Source organism: Escherichia sp. MAL-1 (assembly GCF_052948035.1).
Genome location: NZ_CM129609.1, coordinates 2,170,721 through 2,186,752 on the forward strand (window position 1 = coordinate 2,170,721; position 16,032 = coordinate 2,186,752).

Genomic DNA, 16,032 nt, shown 5'->3' on the forward strand with positions numbered 1-16,032 from the left:
TGACGCATTGAGAAAAACTTTGCGTTATCGCAGTTTGTTGTAATTTTCTGACCACTGCGCCATATCCAGAACAGAACTATCAGCAGGAACATCCTGGAGATCGTGCGTTACCTGAACGACGGGGATCGCCAGGGCGCGAACTTCGCTGAACACCCACTGGCGAAAATTATCGCGCAGAGCCACATCAAGACGGCTGAATGGCTCATCCAGGAGTAACGCTTTTGGTTGGGCGAGAAGGGCGCGTAGTAGAGCAACGCGCGCTCGCTGACCGCCAGACAAAGTGGCAGGATCCTGATGGAAAGCTCCCTCAAGGCCTGAACGCTCAAGTGCATCATTCACGGCATTACGTCGGGCATTCCCTTTAAGTGTCGCCGGTAGCGCCAGCAGTAAATTTTGCCCGACACTGAACTGGTCAAATAACAGTGCATCCTGAAAAAGAATGCCAATCTGACGCTGTGCGGTGGGTAGGATGTCAATCCGTTGCTCATTGAGCCATAGCTCACCTGTACAAGAAAACTGTTCGGCCAGTGCACCAATCATCCATGAAAACAGAGTGGATTTTCCACAGCCAGACGGCCCCATTAACGTGACAATGTCACCTTTATCCACCGTAAAGTTAACGTTTGTCAGCAAGCGGCTTTCTGGTAAACGTAGCGAAACATTTTTCACGCAGAGCATTAGCGGAGTCCTTGTCTGACATAACCTACCCATTTTGCGACTAACGCGGTCAGGGCAAAAATAATAAGCGGTAATAGCAGTTGCCATAAAGCCTGGGCGGCGAGAATACCGTTGCTGCCGCCGCTGCTTAATGCCACCGCCTCAGTGGTGAGCGTCGGAAAACGCCCCGCGCCCAGCCACAGCGTTGGCATATACTGCGCAATACCGACTGCAAATCCCACCGCGAAGGCAATCAGCGTAGGGCGTAGCATAAGCGGACATTTCACGTAAAAGAAGATTTTGGCCCGCGACCAGCCCAGTGTTTGCGCAATCAAAATTAACCGTGAATCAATGCGCTGCCAGGCGGGTTGCAGGATAAACAGCATCCATGGCATTACCCACAGCAGATGCCCCCAGACCACCGCCGTCCAGCTTCCATCCAGGTTCAGCCATAGCGCCAGCGTGTACTGGCCCGCCACCAGTGGCAGAGCGGGTAATAAAATGGGCAACCATAGCCACAACTGGCGACGCTGTGGCCCCCATTCCAGCCACAGCAGTAACAGGAGCAAAGCGATGAATGTCGCCACCAGCCCCATTGTCAGGCTGTTGATGAGCGCTTCACTATTGATCGTCGACTGATCCGCGAGGATCGCCAGCAGAACCACACACAGCACACCGGTTAAGGGTAAAAAAATCGCCAGCGTATTGCCCGGCAATAAAGGCGTGGCAGGCTTGCGAACGCCATCTACGCGGGGAATAGTGCGCCGCCAGCTGCGCCATAGCAGATAGCTCAGCAAAACGTAGGCGGCGAGTAACAGCATCAACAGCAGGCTGGCAAGCGCGCCTTTTGTTTGTTGGTCAATGTCGCCCTGGGTTAACCACTGCCAGCTAATTACCGCCAGCGTCGGGGGATTACCTGGCCCGAGAATAATTGCCACATCCACGACCGACAGCGACCAGGCAACAATCGCCAGCATCGCCATTGCCAGCGCAGGCGCGACGGAGGGCAACAGCAGCCAGTTCAGGCATTGCCAGCGGCTGTAGCCCAGCGAATCCAGCACAATGACCTGCTGCAACAGCCATTTTTCGCTCAATACTGCTGCTAAGATCCACAGCAGAAATGCGCTTTCTTTCACTGCAAGGGTGAGGCCCAGACCGATGCCAAATCGGTCCATTGGCGGAGTGAAATACGGGAAATAGTCATAAAGCAGCCCTCCGTCAGCAAAGAGCAGAAGGGCGCTGGTGGCAAAAGCCACATGGGGAATGGCGAGCAGCCACGGCAGACGGGCGCACATACGCTGCCATTTCGGCCCAGGCCACAGCGCCACAATCACCAGCAGGGCAATCAACAATGCCCCGACCGCCGCGATGGTTGTCGACACCAGCGTTGCCAGTAATGCCTGCGGTAACTGTGGATCGGCAAATAACGCCTGCCAGTGTGTCAACGACAAAGCAGGCGATATCAGCGTGAGAGCTGCCGGGATCAGCGGTGCATAAATCACCGCCACCATCGCCCACAGCAAAAAGATTAATGCGTACCGTAACGGTGTAGCCATTCTTGTTCCAGCGCATTTACCCAACCTGCGTGCGGTTCAGCCAGTACCGGCGGCAGATCCTGCGGCATTCTTGATTGCAATGATTCGCGCTGCCCGTCAGGCAGTTTTTGCGGATCGAGAACAGAAGGATCGCCCCAGACAGCGGGATCTGCTTTACGCAGTTGCGCATCGGGTGAGAGCAGGAAATTGGCAACTACCTTCGCCGCAGCACTGGCATTCGCGTTGGCAGGAATGGTGACGAAATGCACGTTGCCAATCATCCCCTCGCGAAAGCCAAAACTGTAACTGCTTGCAGGCAAATCGCCGCTGGCGATTTTTTGCTGCGCATGCGCGGGGTTAAAGGTCAGCGACAGGCGCAATGTGCCGGCTTTCAGCAGAGCATCCATCCGCGCGGGTGAAGGCGGGAAATCCTTTCCTTCGCGCCACAAATACGGATGCAGCACATCAAGATATTGCCACAAGGGAGCAGTGACACGGGCGAAAGTCGCATCGTCCGGCGCTTCTTTTAATGCGGCGGGATCGGGCGTCAGCATAATCAGCAACTGTTCAAGAAACGCCGTGCCGGTAAAGTCCGGTGGGCGCGGATAGGTAACCGTGCCGGGATTGGCTTTAGCAAACTCCAGTAAGGCTTGCGGCGTTTGTGGTGGCTGTGGCGTAACATCGCGGCGGGCGATAAACGTCAGTTGTGCGCCGCCCCAGGGCGATTCCGCACCTTGTGTCGGCACAGAAAAATCTTCCCGCACCGGCAGCTGTGTGTCGACATAGCGCCAGTTGGGCAGAGTCTCCGCCCAGCCCGTTTGTAATAAATTGGCCTCTTTTAAGGTGCGGAAGTTTTCGCCGTTCACCCAGAGCAGATCCACCGAGCCGCCCGTTTTACGTCCGGCTGCGGCTTCGGTCTGAATGCGCTTCACCGCGTCTGCGGCATCCGCCAGACGGACAATCTTCAGGTTTATAGCGTAATGGGTTTTCATCTCGCCGCTCACCCAGTCGAGATAGCGGTTAATTGCGGTATCGCCGCCCCAGGCGTTAAACCAGACGGTTTGCCCTTTGGCCTCATTTTTAATTTCTTGCCAGTCACTGGCATGTGTTGCCAGAGAAAACAGCGATAACAATCCCAGCAACCACCCACAATGGCGCATCATCTCTCCTTAAGAACGTTTTTCAGGAATACGGCACAGCCCCTGAGCGGGAATGTCCATGGCAGAATTAAAACGGGCTGACAGATTTTGCAGGCCGATCAATGCCGTCAGTTCGGTGAGCGCCTGAGCGTCAAAATGCGCAGCCAGTCGGGTACGCAGGGCATCATCGACCGTTGGCGGCGTTACGCTTGCGGCTTCGGCGTACTCCAGCGCCAGCCGTTCTTCATCGCTAAAGAGCGGGCTTTGCCGCCAGTCAGCCACTGCCAGCAGTTTATCGCTGCTGCCGGTGCGCTCGGCGACTTTCATACTGGTGATATCCACACAAAACTCACACAGGCACATTTGCGCAATGCGCGCGCTGACAAGCGATCGTACTACCGGATCGAGCGGTGAGCGTTTGCGCTCCAGCCAGCCAACAAACATCGACACCAGATAAAAGATAAACGGGATCCGCCCCCACCAGCGAATGGGGCTTAGCACCTCGCCGTAATGGCGACGATGCAGCCACGCCTGTGGACGTAAAATTAAAGGAATTTTGCTAAGCGGCGGTAAACCCATCAGGCATTCCTCTTCTGGCGTTCAAGCCATATTTTCTTCGCCATAAAAATCACCACGGTCAGGGCAAACAGAATAAACAGTCCGGTGACAAACCAGAAAGTACCGCCTGTTAACATGCTGCCCGCCCAGGAATAAACAATAGTTGCCGGTAACTGACCAAGCCCGGTGGCGATAAAAAACGAGCGAAAACGTATTGAAGTCAAACCGGCAGCATAGCTGATTGGATCGAAAGGGACAAAAGGCAATAACCGACAGACCAGAATGGTGTGTTTGCCGTAGCGAGTGAAAAAGCCGTCCATACTGTCAAGCACGGTTTTGCCGGTTAATTTTTCCACCACTTCGCGGCCCATCACTCTGGCGATAAAAAAGCACAGCGCCGCGCCGGCCATCGAACTGGTCCACGACAGCAAGCCGCCCCAGAACGCGCCAAACAGCGACGCATTGGCAAAGGTGATCAAAAACGCAGGTAGCGGTGCAGCAATGGCCTGCAAAATCATCAACAAGAACGAGACAACTGCCGCCAGTGCGCCGTAAGACTGAATAAAGCGTTCTATACCCTGTTGGTCCACGGCGGCAAACGCCGCAACGCTGCGATTGATAAACTCATGGACGCCGGGAAGCAGCGCCCATGCCAGCAGCATAGCGAACAACAGGATGATGAGGGTTATACGGTAGTACCAGATTTTTCGCGATTGCATCATCATCATCCTTTATCCTGGCTTTATTCGGCGATTTTAAAGGTAACCGTTGCCAGCGTGTTATCCGCCGGGAGAACTGAGGCATTGCCTTTGAATTTAACTTCACCACGTTTTTCAACCGCACCATAAGTGTATGTTGCATTGCTGACGATGCCGACCGGGCAGCTATCCAGACACACCAGGCAACCCGTTTTCTTCTCTTCTGCTGCCGTTAAATTACCGCCAAAGCGCATGTCCAGTTTCTTGCCATTACTGTCAACAATCACTTCATCGAAGGAATACGCTTTTGCCGCCCCTTGCCAGTTGACCGAAATATCCAGTTTGCTGCCTGTGACATGAGTCGTTTCTTTATTATCCATCGTCATGTTTTCGCCCGGCGTACCACCTGCCTCTTTCAGGGCTTCATAAAATGCTTTCGGGGTCGCATAACCCATAAACAGCGATTTATGTCCGTTGGAGCCATCTTTAAACACAATACCGTGACGAGTGTCGTCGGTGAGGAAACGACCATTAATTTGCACCAGCATGGTTACCGTATGGTTATTGGCATCGACACGCAGCGGTTGGCTGTTCGAAAGTCCGTCGTATTCCACTTTTGCCGCCGCATTCTCTTGTTGATCGCAGCCGCTAAGCCCAGCAACAGCCAGTAAACAGAGTGCAGCCAGTCCTTTTTTCCATGACACTGAATAATGTTGCAACATCGTTCTATCCTTCATTTTTTGGGTGAGTAAGTGGGCTGCGGCGCGAAGCAGACAGATCCACATGTTTGTGTCGGGCGTAGAGTTTTGCGAGCTGGACGAGAATAAACAGCGCCAGGCCCGCCAGACAGAGTTGTAAAATAAAGCGCAGCGTAATGCCTTCATTGGCGAGATCGCTTGCCATCACGGTATAAATAACAATACCGGGTAGGGTCGTGAGTGCCGAAATAAGGGTATAAGGCCAGAAGGCGATTGTGGTTAATCCGTAAGCGTAATTTTGAATATTGTAAGGAAACAACGGGATTAAGCGGGTCAGAATAAGAAAATCAATACCGTTACGCGCAATGCCTTTTTCAATGGCCTGGAAGGTATTGCTATGGCCAACGTATTTCAGCAGTAAATCACGTCCCAGCCAGCGCGCCAGCAGGAATGAGCACGAGGAGGCCAGCGTGGCGGCAATTAATGAGAGTAGTGTCCCTAAGAGCGGGCCAAAAACTATTCCTCCCGCGATCACCAGTATGCTTCCTGGTAACAGCAAGAGGGTGGCAATGATGAATAACAGAATATAGAGGCTATAGCCGAAAAATCCGCTCTGGCGGATGAGTGTCTGTAAGTGGGGTAAATCGGTGAGTAGATCGAATAAACCGAAAGCGTGGATAGCGTAAATGACCAGCGCAAAAATAAGACAGGCAAAAAGAAATTTACGCTCAGCGTTCATCGTGGAGTTTCCTATATCAAACTTGATAATAGAGAAGTGGTCAGACAACTAAAAACGCAGAGACGGTATAACAAAGGACGGCAGGCAACAAATCATTACTGACAGTTTGTTGATTTTTCTCAAGGTTAATTCTCCTGACCCAGTTTGAGCCAGGAGAGCTGCTAAATTAGCGGCGGAAGGTCGCCCAGACGGGGGCGTGATCGGACGGTTTTTCCATGCTGCGGATTTCATAGTCGATGCCGGTTTCTACGCAACATTCTGCCAGCGGTTGGCTGGCGAGCAGCAGGTCGATGCGCAGACCACGGTTATCGTCAAAACCTTTTGAGCGGTAATCAAACCATGAGAAACGATCTGCTGTTTGCGGATTCGCATGGCGGAAGGTATCGACCAACCCCCAGCTCATCAGCCTGTCCATCCATTCGCGCTCTTCCGGCAGGAAAGAGCATTTACCGGTACGCAGCCAGCGCTTACGGTTTTCTTCGCCAATGCCGATATCCAGATCTGTAGGGCTGATATTCATATCGCCCATAATCAGTACCGGATTATCACGTTTGAGTTCGGTTTCCAGGTAGTTTTGCAGATTCTGATAAAACTGCGCTTTTGCCGGGAATTTTATCGGATGGTCGCGGCTTTCACCCTGCGGGAAGTAACCGTTGATCACGGTGACATTACCCAGCAGTGAGGGGATTTCCGCCATAATAATCCGCCGCTGCGCCTCTTCGTCGTCACCGGGAAAGCCGCGACGCACGGCAATCGGCGTCTCTTTGGTCAGCAGCGCCACGCCATAATGGCCTTTCTGCCCGTGATAAAACACGTTGTAGCCGAGCTTCGCCACCTCTTCGAGCGGAAACATATCGTCATGAACTTTTGTCTCCTGCAGGCCAATCACATCCGGTTGGTGCTTTTCGACGATGGCTTCAAGCTGGTGAGGTCTGGCGCGCAGGCCGTTGATATTAAAAGAGACAAATTTCATAGTCGCTGCCATTTATTCAGATAAAGAGTGCGTGGATGGTAGCAGAATTTCGCGTTGCTTACCGCCTGTTGTTAAGTGATTTGATCGATGGTTGTTAATGATGTCAACGATGGCGCAAAAAATGCCCGCTTTTGGTGCGCGCTGCGTCAGAATGGCGCAGTAATTTCCAGTAAATTTCGTCAATGATCACAATTCCAGAATTATATTTTACTTCTGCATAACATTGCGTTTTTTATTCTTTTTATTCACCCACATCGCAAACGTATTCACTTTATATGCACTTTAAATGCATATGGTTTGGTTATAACTCCTTGATTTCCAGTTAGCCTCCGCCGTTTATGCACTTTTATCACTGGCTGGCACGAACCCTGCAATCTACATTTACAGCGCAAACATTACTTATTATTAACATATAAATAACGAATTATTTACTGTAGAGGTCGCTATGTCTCAGCCAATTACGCGTGAAAACTTTGATGAATGGATGATACCTGTTTACGCTCCGGCACCCTTTATACCGGTACGTGGCGAAGGTTCGCGCTTGTGGGATCAGCAGGGGAAAGAGTATATCGACTTCGCGGGTGGCATTGCGGTGAACGCGCTGGGCCATGCGCATCCGGAACTGCGTGAAGCGCTGAACGAACAGGCGAGTAAGTTCTGGCATACCGGCAACGGTTACACCAACGAGCCGGTACTGCGACTGGCGAAAAAATTGATCGACGCCACGTTTGCCGATCGCGTCTTCTTTTGTAACTCCGGTGCGGAAGCCAACGAAGCGGCGCTAAAACTGGCGCGTAAATTCGCTCACGACCGCTACGGCAGCCATAAGAGCGGCATCGTGGCGTTCAAAAATGCGTTTCATGGTCGCACGCTGTTTACTGTCAGTGCGGGTGGGCAGCCAGCCTATTCACAGGATTTTGCGCCACTGCCGGCGGATATTCGTCATGCTGCATATAACGATATTAACTCTGCCAGCGCGCTGATTGACGACTCTACCTGTGTGGTGATTGTCGAACCCATCCAGGGGGAAGGCGGTGTGGTGCCAGCCAGCAACGCGTTTTTACAAGGTCTGCGTGAATTGTGTAACCGCCACAATGCGCTGTTGATTTTTGATGAAGTACAAACCGGCGTCGGGCGCACCGGGGAACTGTATGCCTATATGCACTACGGCGTGACGCCTGATCTGTTAACTACCGCCAAAGCGCTGGGCGGCGGTTTCCCGGTCGGTGCGTTGTTGGCAACCGAAGAGTGCGCCCGCGTGATGACCGTTGGCACTCATGGCACCACCTATGGCGGTAATCCGCTGGCCTCGGCGGTGGCAGGCAAAGTGCTGGAGCTCATCAACACACCAGAGATGCTTAATGGCGTTAAACAGCGTCACGACTGGTTTGTTGAGCGTCTTAATACCCTTAATCACCGCTACGGTTTGTTCAGCGAAATTCGCGGCTTAGGTTTGTTGATTGGCTGTGTGCTGAATGCCGATTACGCCGGGCAAGCGAAACAGATCTCTCAGGAAGCGGCGAAAGCAGGCGTGATGGTACTGATTGCAGGTGGCAACGTGGTGCGTTTTGCGCCTGCGCTCAATGTCAGCGAAGAAGAGGTGACGACCGGACTGGATCGCTTTGCAGCTGCTTGCGAACACTTTGTTAGCCGAGGTTCATCATGATGGTCATCCGTCCCGTTGAGCGATCAGATGTCTCGGCGCTGATGCAGCTTGCCAGCAAAACGGGCGGCGGCCTGACGTCGCTTCCCGCCAATGAAGCCACGCTTTCGGCGCGTATCGAAAGGGCAATCAAAACCTGGCAAGGCGAACTGCCCAAAAGTGAGCAGGGCTATGTGTTCGTGCTGGAAGATAGCGAGACAGGCACCGTGGCGGGGATTTGTGCCATTGAGGTGGCGGTTGGGCTGAACGATCCCTGGTACAACTATCGCGTCGGCACGTTGGTTCACGCCTCAAAAGAGCTGAATGTCTATAACGCATTGCCGACGCTGTTTCTCAGTAACGATCACACCGGCAGCAGCGAGCTGTGCACGCTGTTTCTCGACCCGGACTGGCGCAAAGAGGGCAACGGCTATTTGCTGTCGAAATCGCGCTTTATGTTTATGGCGGCTTTTCGCGACAAGTTTAATGACAAAGTGGTTGCTGAAATGCGCGGGGTGATTGACGAACACGGCTATTCACCGTTCTGGCAAAGCCTCGGTAAACGCTTCTTTTCGATGGATTTTAGCCGCGCCGATTTTCTCTGCGGCACCGGGCAAAAGGCATTTATTGCAGAACTGATGCCGAAACATCCGATCTATACCCACTTTTTATCCCAGGAAGCCCAGGACGTCATCGGTCAGGTACATCCGCAAACCGCGCCTGCCCGCGCGGTGCTGGAGAAAGAAGGTTTTCGTTACCGCAACTATATCGACATCTTCGACGGCGGGCCAACGCTTGAGTGTGACATCGACCGCGTGCGCGCCATCCGTAAAAGTCGGCTTGTGGAAGTGGCAGAAGGGCAGCCTGCGCAGGGCGATTTTCCGGCCTGCCTGGTCGCCAATGAAAATTATCACCATTTCCGCGTGGTGCTGGTGCGTACCGATCCGGCAACCGAGCGTTTGATTTTAACCGCCGCACAACTGGATGCCCTCAAATGCCACGCAGGGGATCGCGTTCGTCTGGTGCGCCTGTGCGCAGAGGAGAAAACAGCATGACTTTATGGATTAACGGTGACTGGATAACGGGCCAGGGCGCATCGCGTGTGAAGCGTAATCCGGTATCGGGCGAGGTGTTATGGCAAGGCAATGATGCCGGTGCCGCTCAGGTCGAACAGGCTTGTCGGGCAGCCCGTGCGGCGTTTCCGCGCTGGGCGCGGCTCTCATTGGCTGAACGTCAGGTCGTTGTCGAACGCTTTGCCGGATTGCTGGAAAGCAATAAAGCCGAATTAACCGCGATTATTGCCAGAGAAACGGGTAAGCCGCGCTGGGAAGCGGCAACCGAAGTGACGGCGATGATCAATAAAATCGCGATATCAATTAAGGCGTATCACGTTCGTACCGGCGAGCAGCGTAGTGAAATGCCGGACGGTGCGGCGAGCCTGCGACATCGCCCGCACGGCGTGCTGGCGGTGTTTGGGCCGTATAATTTCCCTGGTCATTTGCCGAACGGACATATCGTTCCGGCATTGCTGGCAGGTAACACCATTATCTTTAAACCCAGCGAACTGACACCGTGGAGTGGCGAAGCGGTAATGCGTTTATGGCAGCAGGCTGGCTTGCCGCCGGGCGTACTGAACCTGGTGCAGGGCGGGCGTGAAACGGGTCAGGCGCTGAGTGCGCTGGAGGATCTCGACGGTTTGCTGTTTACCGGTAGCGCCAATACCGGCTACCAGCTGCATCGCCAGCTCTCCGGTCAGCCGGAGAAAATTCTCGCCCTTGAGATGGGCGGTAATAATCCGCTAATTATCGATGAGGTGGCGGATATCGACGCGGCTGTCCATCTGACCATTCAGTCGGCGTTTGTCACAGCCGGGCAACGCTGCACCTGCGCCCGCCGTTTATTGCTCAAAAGCGGAGCGCAGGGCGATGTGTTTCTTGCTCGTCTGGTTGCCGTCAGCCAGCGATTAACGCCGGGCAACTGGGATGACGAACCGCAGCCGTTTATTGGCGGGCTGATTTCTGAACAGGCCGCACAGCAGGTGGTTACTGCCTGGCAGAAACTGGAAGCGATGGGCGGACGAACCCTGCTTGCGCCGCGCTTATTACAATCAGAGACATCGTTGCTGACGCCGGGGATCATTGAAATGACAGGCGTTGCTGGCGTACCAGATGAAGAGGTGTTCGGGCCGCTTTTGCGCGTCTGGCGTTATGATTCTTTCGAGGAAGCGATTCTAATGGCGAATAACACTCGCTTCGGACTCTCTTGCGGTCTGGTTTCCCCCGAGCGGGAAAAATTCGATCAACTGTTGCTGGAGGCGCGGGCGGGGATTGTTAACTGGAACAAACCGCTTACTGGTGCTGCCAGTACCGCGCCATTCGGCGGCATTGGTGCATCCGGTAACCATCGCCCCAGCGCCTGGTATGCCGCAGATTACTGCGCATGGCCTATGGCGAGCCTGGAGTCGGACTCGTTAACTTTGCCCGCAACGCTTAACCCCGGGCTGGATTTTTCCGATGAGGTGGTGCGATGAACGCCTGGGAAGTTAATTTCGACGGGCTGGTAGGGCTGACGCATCATTACGCTGGCCTGTCGTTTGGTAATGAAGCCTCTACCCGTCACCGTTTTCAGGTGTCTAACCCGCGACAGGCGGCAAAACAGGGCTTACTGAAAATGAAAGCCCTTGCCGATGCGGGATTCCCCCAGGCCGTGATCCCGCCGCACGAGCGTCCGTTTATTCCGGTGCTGCGTCAGTTGGGATTCAGTGGTAGCGATGAGCAGGTACTGGAAAAAGTTGCACGCCAGGCACCGCACTGGCTTTCCAGCGTCAGTTCCGCTTCGCCAATGTGGGTAGCCAATGCGGCAACGATCGCGCCATCTGCCGATACGCTGGATGGCAAAGTGCATCTCACCGTTGCCAACCTGAACAATAAATTTCACCGTTCGCTGGAAGCGCCCGTCACTGAATCGCTGTTAAAAGCGATTTTTAACGACGAAGAGAAATTTAGCGTCCATTCGGCGTTGCCACAGGTAGCGTTGCTCGGTGATGAGGGGGCGGCAAACCACAATCGTCTCGGCGGTCATTACGGTGAACCGGGTATGCAACTTTTTGTCTACGGGCGAGAAGAAGGCAATGATACCCGGCCTTCCCGTTATCCGGCGCGACAGACTCGCGAAGCCAGCGAGGCGGTGGCAAGGCTGAATCAGGTGAATCCCCAACAGGTGATTTTCGCCCAGCAAAACCCGGACGTTATCGACCAGGGCGTTTTTCATAATGACGTGATTGCCGTGAGTAACCGCCAGGTGCTGTTTTGCCACCAACAGGCGTTCGCTCGCCAGTCACAGTTACTGGCAAACCTGCGTGCGCGGGTCAATGGTTTTATGGCGATAGAAGTTCCGGCAACTCAGGTTTCCGTGTCTGATACGGTGTCTACCTATCTGTTTAACAGCCAACTGCTGAGCCGCGATGATGGTTCCATGATGTTGGTGCTGCCTCAGGAGTGTCGGGAACACGCCGGAGTATGGGGTTATCTCAATGAACTCCTTGCCGCTGACAACCCGATTAGCGAACTAAAAGTCTTTGATTTACGTGAAAGCATGGCGAATGGCGGCGGCCCGGCGTGCCTGCGGTTGCGGGTGGTATTGACAGAAGAAGAACGCCGGGCGGTGAATCCGGCGGTGATGATGAACGATACGCTGTTTAATGCGCTCAATGACTGGGTGGATCGTTACTACCGCGATCGCCTTACTGCTGCCGATCTGGCCGACCCGCAATTGCTGCGCGAAGGGCGGGAAGCACTGGATGTATTGAGCCAATTACTGAATCTCGGTTCGGTTTATCCGTTCCAGCGCGAGGGAGGGGGCAATGGATAATTTTCTTGCTCTGACCTTAACGGGTAAAAAACCGGTTATCACCGAGCGAGAAATCAACGGCGTTCGCTGGCGCTGGCTGGGCGATGGTGTGCTGGAACTGACGCCATTAACGCCACCGCAAGGCGCACTGGTGATTTCAGCGGGAATACACGGTAATGAGACGGCACCTGTGGAGATGCTGGACGCGTTGCTTGGCGCGATATCTCACGGCGAGATCCCGTTACGTTGGCGGTTGCTGGTGATCCTCGGGAATCCTCCTGCGCTGAAGCAAGGGAAACGTTATTGCCATAGCGATATGAATCGAATGTTTGGCGGTCGTTGGCAGCTATTTGCTGAAAGCGGAGAAACCTGTCGGGCGCGCGAACTGGAACAGTGCCTGGAAGATTTTTATGACCAGGGCAAAGAATCTGTGCGCTGGCACCTTGATCTACATACCGCAATTCGTGGCTCCTTGCATCCGCAGTTCGGTGTATTACCGCAACGCGACATTCCCTGGGACGAGAAATTTCTGACGTGGCTGGGTGCGGCGGGGCTGGAGGCGCTGGTGTTCCATCAGGAACCTGGTGGTACGTTTACCCATTTCAGCGCCAGACATTTTGGCGCGCTGGCCTGTACGCTGGAACTTGGCAAAGCGTTGCCCTTTGGGCAAAACGATCTTCGCCAGTTTGCAGTAACTGCCAGCGCAATTGCTGCGCTGCTATCTGGTGAGAGTGTCGGTATCGTGAGAACACCGCCGCTCCGTTATCGGGTGGTTTCGCAAATTACTCGCCACTCGCCGTCCTTCGAAATGCATATGGCAAGTGACACGCTGAATTTTATGCCGTTTGAGAAAGGAACATTGCTGGCGCAGGACGGAGAGGAACGTTTTACCGTAACCCATGATGTAGAGTATGTGTTATTCCCTAATCCGTTGGTAGCGTTGGGATTACGCGCGGGATTAATGCTCGAAAAAATAAGCTAATACTTACCCGCAGAAATCATTCTGCGGGTATTAAGTTGCTTTCTTATAAATTAATACAGATTAATCCTGGTTATTTGCTTTATTTATCACCAGTCATCCGGTATAGTTCTTCATAATCTCTGCAAAATCATCGTGTTGTAATATTCTCTCATCACTCTCCATCAAATTTTCTTTTTTTCTCCATAATTGGCGCAAAAGTGTTTTTTACACTTTCATTGTTTTACCGTTGCTCTGATTAATTGACGCTAAAGTCAGTAAAGTTAATCTCGTCAACACGGCACGCTACTTAAGAAAGCCGTAATAAATAACTGAAAGGAAGGATATAGAATATGCGTAAATTAACTGCACTGTTTGTTGCCTCTACCCTGGCTCTTGGCGCGGCTAACCTGGCCCATGCCGCAGACACCACTACCGCAGCACCGGCTGACGCGAAGCCGATGATGCACCACAAAGGCAAGTTCGGTCCGCATCAGGACATGATGTTCAAAGACCTGAACCTGACCGACGCGCAGAAACAGCAGATCCGCGAAATCATGAAAGGCCAGCGTGACCAGATGAAACGTCCGCCGCTGGAAGAACGCCGCGCAATGCATGACATCATTGCCAGCGATACCTTCGATAAAGTAAAAGCTGAAGCGCAGATCGCAAAAATGGAAGAACAGCGCAAAGCTAACATGCTGGCGCACATGGAAACCCAGAACAAAATTTACAACATCCTGACGCCGGAACAGAAAAAGCAATTTAATGCTAATTTTGAGAAGCGTCTGACAGAACGTCCAGCGGCAAAAGGTAAAATGCCTGCAACTGCTGAATAATCTTTCAGCCAAAAAACTTAAGACCGCCGGTCTTGTCCACTACCTTGCAGTAATGCGGTGGACAGGATCGGCGGTTTTCTTTTCTCTTCTCAAACAGTTGTAAAAAAAGCCTGATCACCACTAACGTAAATCACCCGAGTTTCCGATAACCATCCACGGTTACCTGAACGATAACAATGAAAAGAACGGGCCGGGAGCGAGTATGGAATACTTTGATATGCGTAAAATGTCGGTGAATCTGTGGCGAAATGCTGCCGGTGAAACGCGCGAAATTTGCACGTTCCCACCGGCAAAACGTGATTTTTACTGGCGTGCCAGCATTGCATCCATCGCGGCGAATGGGGAGTTTTCTTTGTTTCCCGGCATGGAAAGGATAGTGACGTTGCTGGAAGGCGGCGAGATGCTCCTTGAAAGCGCAGACCGCTTTAACCATACCTTAAAACCGTTCCAGCCTTTTGCCTTTGCAGCGGACCAGGTGGTAAAAGCGAAACTGACGGCAGGGCAGATGTCGATGGATTTCAACATCATGATACGCCTGGATGTCTGTAAGGCGAAAGTCAGAATTGCCGAACGTACGTTTACTACCTTTGGCTCACGCGGCGGGGTGGTGTTTGTGATTAACGGGGCGTGGCAACTGGGCGATAAATTGCTCACTACCGACCAGGGCGCGTGCTGGTTCGATGGCAGGCACACCCTGCGGCTTTTACAACCGCAAGGTAAACTGTTGTTCAGTGAAATCAACTGGCTCGCTGGTCATTCGCCGGATCAAGTTCAGTAATTTCATAGTTACCGGAAAGCAGCGGCTTACAAAGAATTTTATAACCGTCGTGATCAAACCCGGCGGGTGTCCGAATTAACGTTGTCGCTTCTTCCAGCGAATTAACCGCCCCCAGCCACAGCCAGTTTTGAATAATATGATATTGAGTCATTTCCGGGTGCTGTTCTTTCAGCGCCACCGCCCCTTGCCAAGGCCAACACACCACCCGCAAACGCTCCAGAGACTGGCGCAAGCGTAGCGCATGTTCCTCATGGCTCTCTTTACCGCAGCATGCTCCGGCGCAACGTTTTAGCGCTGAACGAAAACATGCACGACCGCGACTTAACGGTTCCAGTCCCAGCAGGCCATAACAAAGTTTTTGTTCATCAGCGATGGTCTGCAATGCTTGCAAAGCTGCGCGCCTATTGGCAAACAGGCCAAACAGGTTGGGGGCTCGTGAAAAATCCACCTCTTTGGCATACACCACATCGACGCGCTTTTCATTTAATTGCAGGGCACAGAGCTGGCGATTGCGGCGCAACCGTTTATTAAACAGCGGCTGTTGTTCTTTGATTAATCGCGCTTCAAGGAGCAGAGCGCCGATTTCACCGGCGGTACATATCCAGCTGATCCGTCGGGATTGCCGTAGCATGGCGGCTTCATCCGGGGTACGTAAATGAGAAAGGACGCGGCTGCGGATGTTAACGCTTTTGCCGATATAGAGCGGCATGGTGTCACTTTCACCATGAAACAGATACACCCCTGGTCGGGTGGGTAAGTCATTAAGGAATGAACGTAAATGTTCGGGATATTCATAAATTGCCGCAGCTTCAAATTCGAGCCGCGGAGAAGTTAAACGCCGTACCACTGTTGACTCCGAATGCTGGTTATCTATCCAGTGTAACAGGCGGGAAGCGATTAAAAAAGAGGCGGGTCGATGACAAAGGTTACACCGTCTGACGTGCTACGCCTGTCAGGCCTATTCGACTC

The 16,032-nt window shown here is 53.0% G+C and carries 16 protein-coding genes; 7 read left to right on the forward strand and 9 right to left on the reverse strand.

From position 1 onward, the window contains the following. Positions 1-24: 24 nt before the first annotated feature. The 8 genes from ACU8XX_RS10575 to xthA all read right to left on the reverse strand — a co-directional run bounded on the left by ACU8XX_RS10575 (position 25) and on the right by xthA (position 6,997). The gene (locus tag ACU8XX_RS10575; protein ID WP_001300558.1) at positions 25-678 is read right to left on the reverse strand and encodes an ATP-binding cassette domain-containing protein; all 654 of its coding nucleotides are present in this window, start codon (positions 676-678) and stop codon (positions 25-27) included. After that, the gene (locus ACU8XX_RS10580) at positions 678-2,213 is read right to left on the reverse strand and encodes an ABC transporter permease subunit (protein WP_000224959.1); all 1,536 of its coding nucleotides are present in this window, start codon (positions 2,211-2,213) and stop codon (positions 678-680) included. The genes ACU8XX_RS10575 and ACU8XX_RS10580 overlap by 1 nt, the downstream gene beginning before the upstream one ends. Further along, a complete protein-coding gene (locus ACU8XX_RS10585; protein ID WP_001215339.1) occupies positions 2,186-3,352 on the reverse strand; it encodes an ABC transporter substrate-binding protein in 1,167 nt (388 codons plus the stop codon). Before ACU8XX_RS10585 ends, ACU8XX_RS10580 begins: the two co-directional genes overlap by 28 nt. A 9-nt stretch (positions 3,353-3,361) precedes the next feature. Then, a complete protein-coding gene (locus ACU8XX_RS10590) occupies positions 3,362-3,910 on the reverse strand; it encodes a carboxymuconolactone decarboxylase family protein (protein ID WP_000524097.1) in 549 nt (182 codons plus the stop codon). Next, complete coding sequence (locus ACU8XX_RS10595; RefSeq protein ID WP_000980098.1) at positions 3,910-4,617, reverse strand: TVP38/TMEM64 family protein; 708 nt, start codon at positions 4,615-4,617, stop codon at positions 3,910-3,912. The genes ACU8XX_RS10590 and ACU8XX_RS10595 overlap by 1 nt, the downstream gene beginning before the upstream one ends. Positions 4,618-4,631: 14 nt before the next feature. Next, positions 4,632-5,309, reverse strand: a complete 678-nt coding sequence (ydjY, locus tag ACU8XX_RS10600; protein ID WP_000939212.1) for a lipoprotein YdjY — start codon at positions 5,307-5,309, stop codon at positions 4,632-4,634. A gap of 4 nt (positions 5,310-5,313) precedes the next feature. Further along, positions 5,314-6,024, reverse strand: coding sequence for a TVP38/TMEM64 family protein (locus ACU8XX_RS10605; protein ID WP_001300395.1), 711 nt, complete (start codon positions 6,022-6,024; stop codon positions 5,314-5,316). A 166-nt stretch (positions 6,025-6,190) separates the two neighbouring features. Further along, the gene (gene xthA, locus ACU8XX_RS10610; protein ID WP_000673918.1) at positions 6,191-6,997 is read right to left on the reverse strand and encodes an exodeoxyribonuclease III; all 807 of its coding nucleotides are present in this window, start codon (positions 6,995-6,997) and stop codon (positions 6,191-6,193) included. 445 nt (positions 6,998-7,442) lie between these two features. Between xthA and astC the strand changes: the two genes are divergently transcribed. The 7 genes from astC to ves all read left to right on the forward strand — a co-directional run bounded on the left by astC (position 7,443) and on the right by ves (position 15,063). After that, positions 7,443-8,663: a succinylornithine/acetylornithine transaminase gene (gene astC / locus ACU8XX_RS10615; RefSeq protein WP_240765491.1), complete on the forward strand. Its 1,221-nt coding sequence runs from the start codon at positions 7,443-7,445 to the stop codon at positions 8,661-8,663. Continuing rightward, positions 8,660-9,694: an arginine N-succinyltransferase gene (astA, locus tag ACU8XX_RS10620; protein ID WP_000989419.1), complete on the forward strand. Its 1,035-nt coding sequence runs from the start codon at positions 8,660-8,662 to the stop codon at positions 9,692-9,694. Before astC ends, astA begins: the two co-directional genes overlap by 4 nt. Continuing rightward, positions 9,691-11,169, forward strand: coding sequence for a succinylglutamate-semialdehyde dehydrogenase (astD, locus tag ACU8XX_RS10625; RefSeq protein WP_097466633.1), 1,479 nt, complete (start codon positions 9,691-9,693; stop codon positions 11,167-11,169). The genes astA and astD overlap by 4 nt, the downstream gene beginning before the upstream one ends. Further along, on the forward strand, positions 11,166-12,509 hold the full coding sequence (astB, locus tag ACU8XX_RS10630; RefSeq protein WP_000995016.1) for an N-succinylarginine dihydrolase: 1,344 nt from the start codon (positions 11,166-11,168) through the stop codon (positions 12,507-12,509). The genes astD and astB overlap by 4 nt, the downstream gene beginning before the upstream one ends. Beyond that, complete coding sequence (gene astE, locus ACU8XX_RS10635) at positions 12,502-13,470, forward strand: succinylglutamate desuccinylase (RefSeq protein ID WP_000368506.1); 969 nt, start codon at positions 12,502-12,504, stop codon at positions 13,468-13,470. Before astB ends, astE begins: the two co-directional genes overlap by 8 nt. Positions 13,471-13,799: 329 nt before the next feature. Further along, a complete protein-coding gene (spy, locus tag ACU8XX_RS10640) occupies positions 13,800-14,285 on the forward strand; it encodes an ATP-independent periplasmic protein-refolding chaperone Spy (protein ID WP_001228984.1) in 486 nt (161 codons plus the stop codon). 202 nt (positions 14,286-14,487) lie between these two features. Next, a complete protein-coding gene (ves, locus tag ACU8XX_RS10645) occupies positions 14,488-15,063 on the forward strand; it encodes an environmental stress-induced protein Ves (protein ID WP_240765493.1) in 576 nt (191 codons plus the stop codon). Here the strand turns inward: ves and cho are convergent. After that, positions 15,023-15,910 carry an excinuclease Cho gene (gene cho, locus ACU8XX_RS10650; protein WP_000252397.1) on the reverse strand — a complete coding sequence of 296 codons (888 nt, stop codon included), beginning with the start codon at positions 15,908-15,910 and terminating at the stop codon, positions 15,023-15,025. The genes ves and cho overlap by 41 nt on opposite strands. Positions 15,911-16,032: the final 122 nt, after the last annotated feature.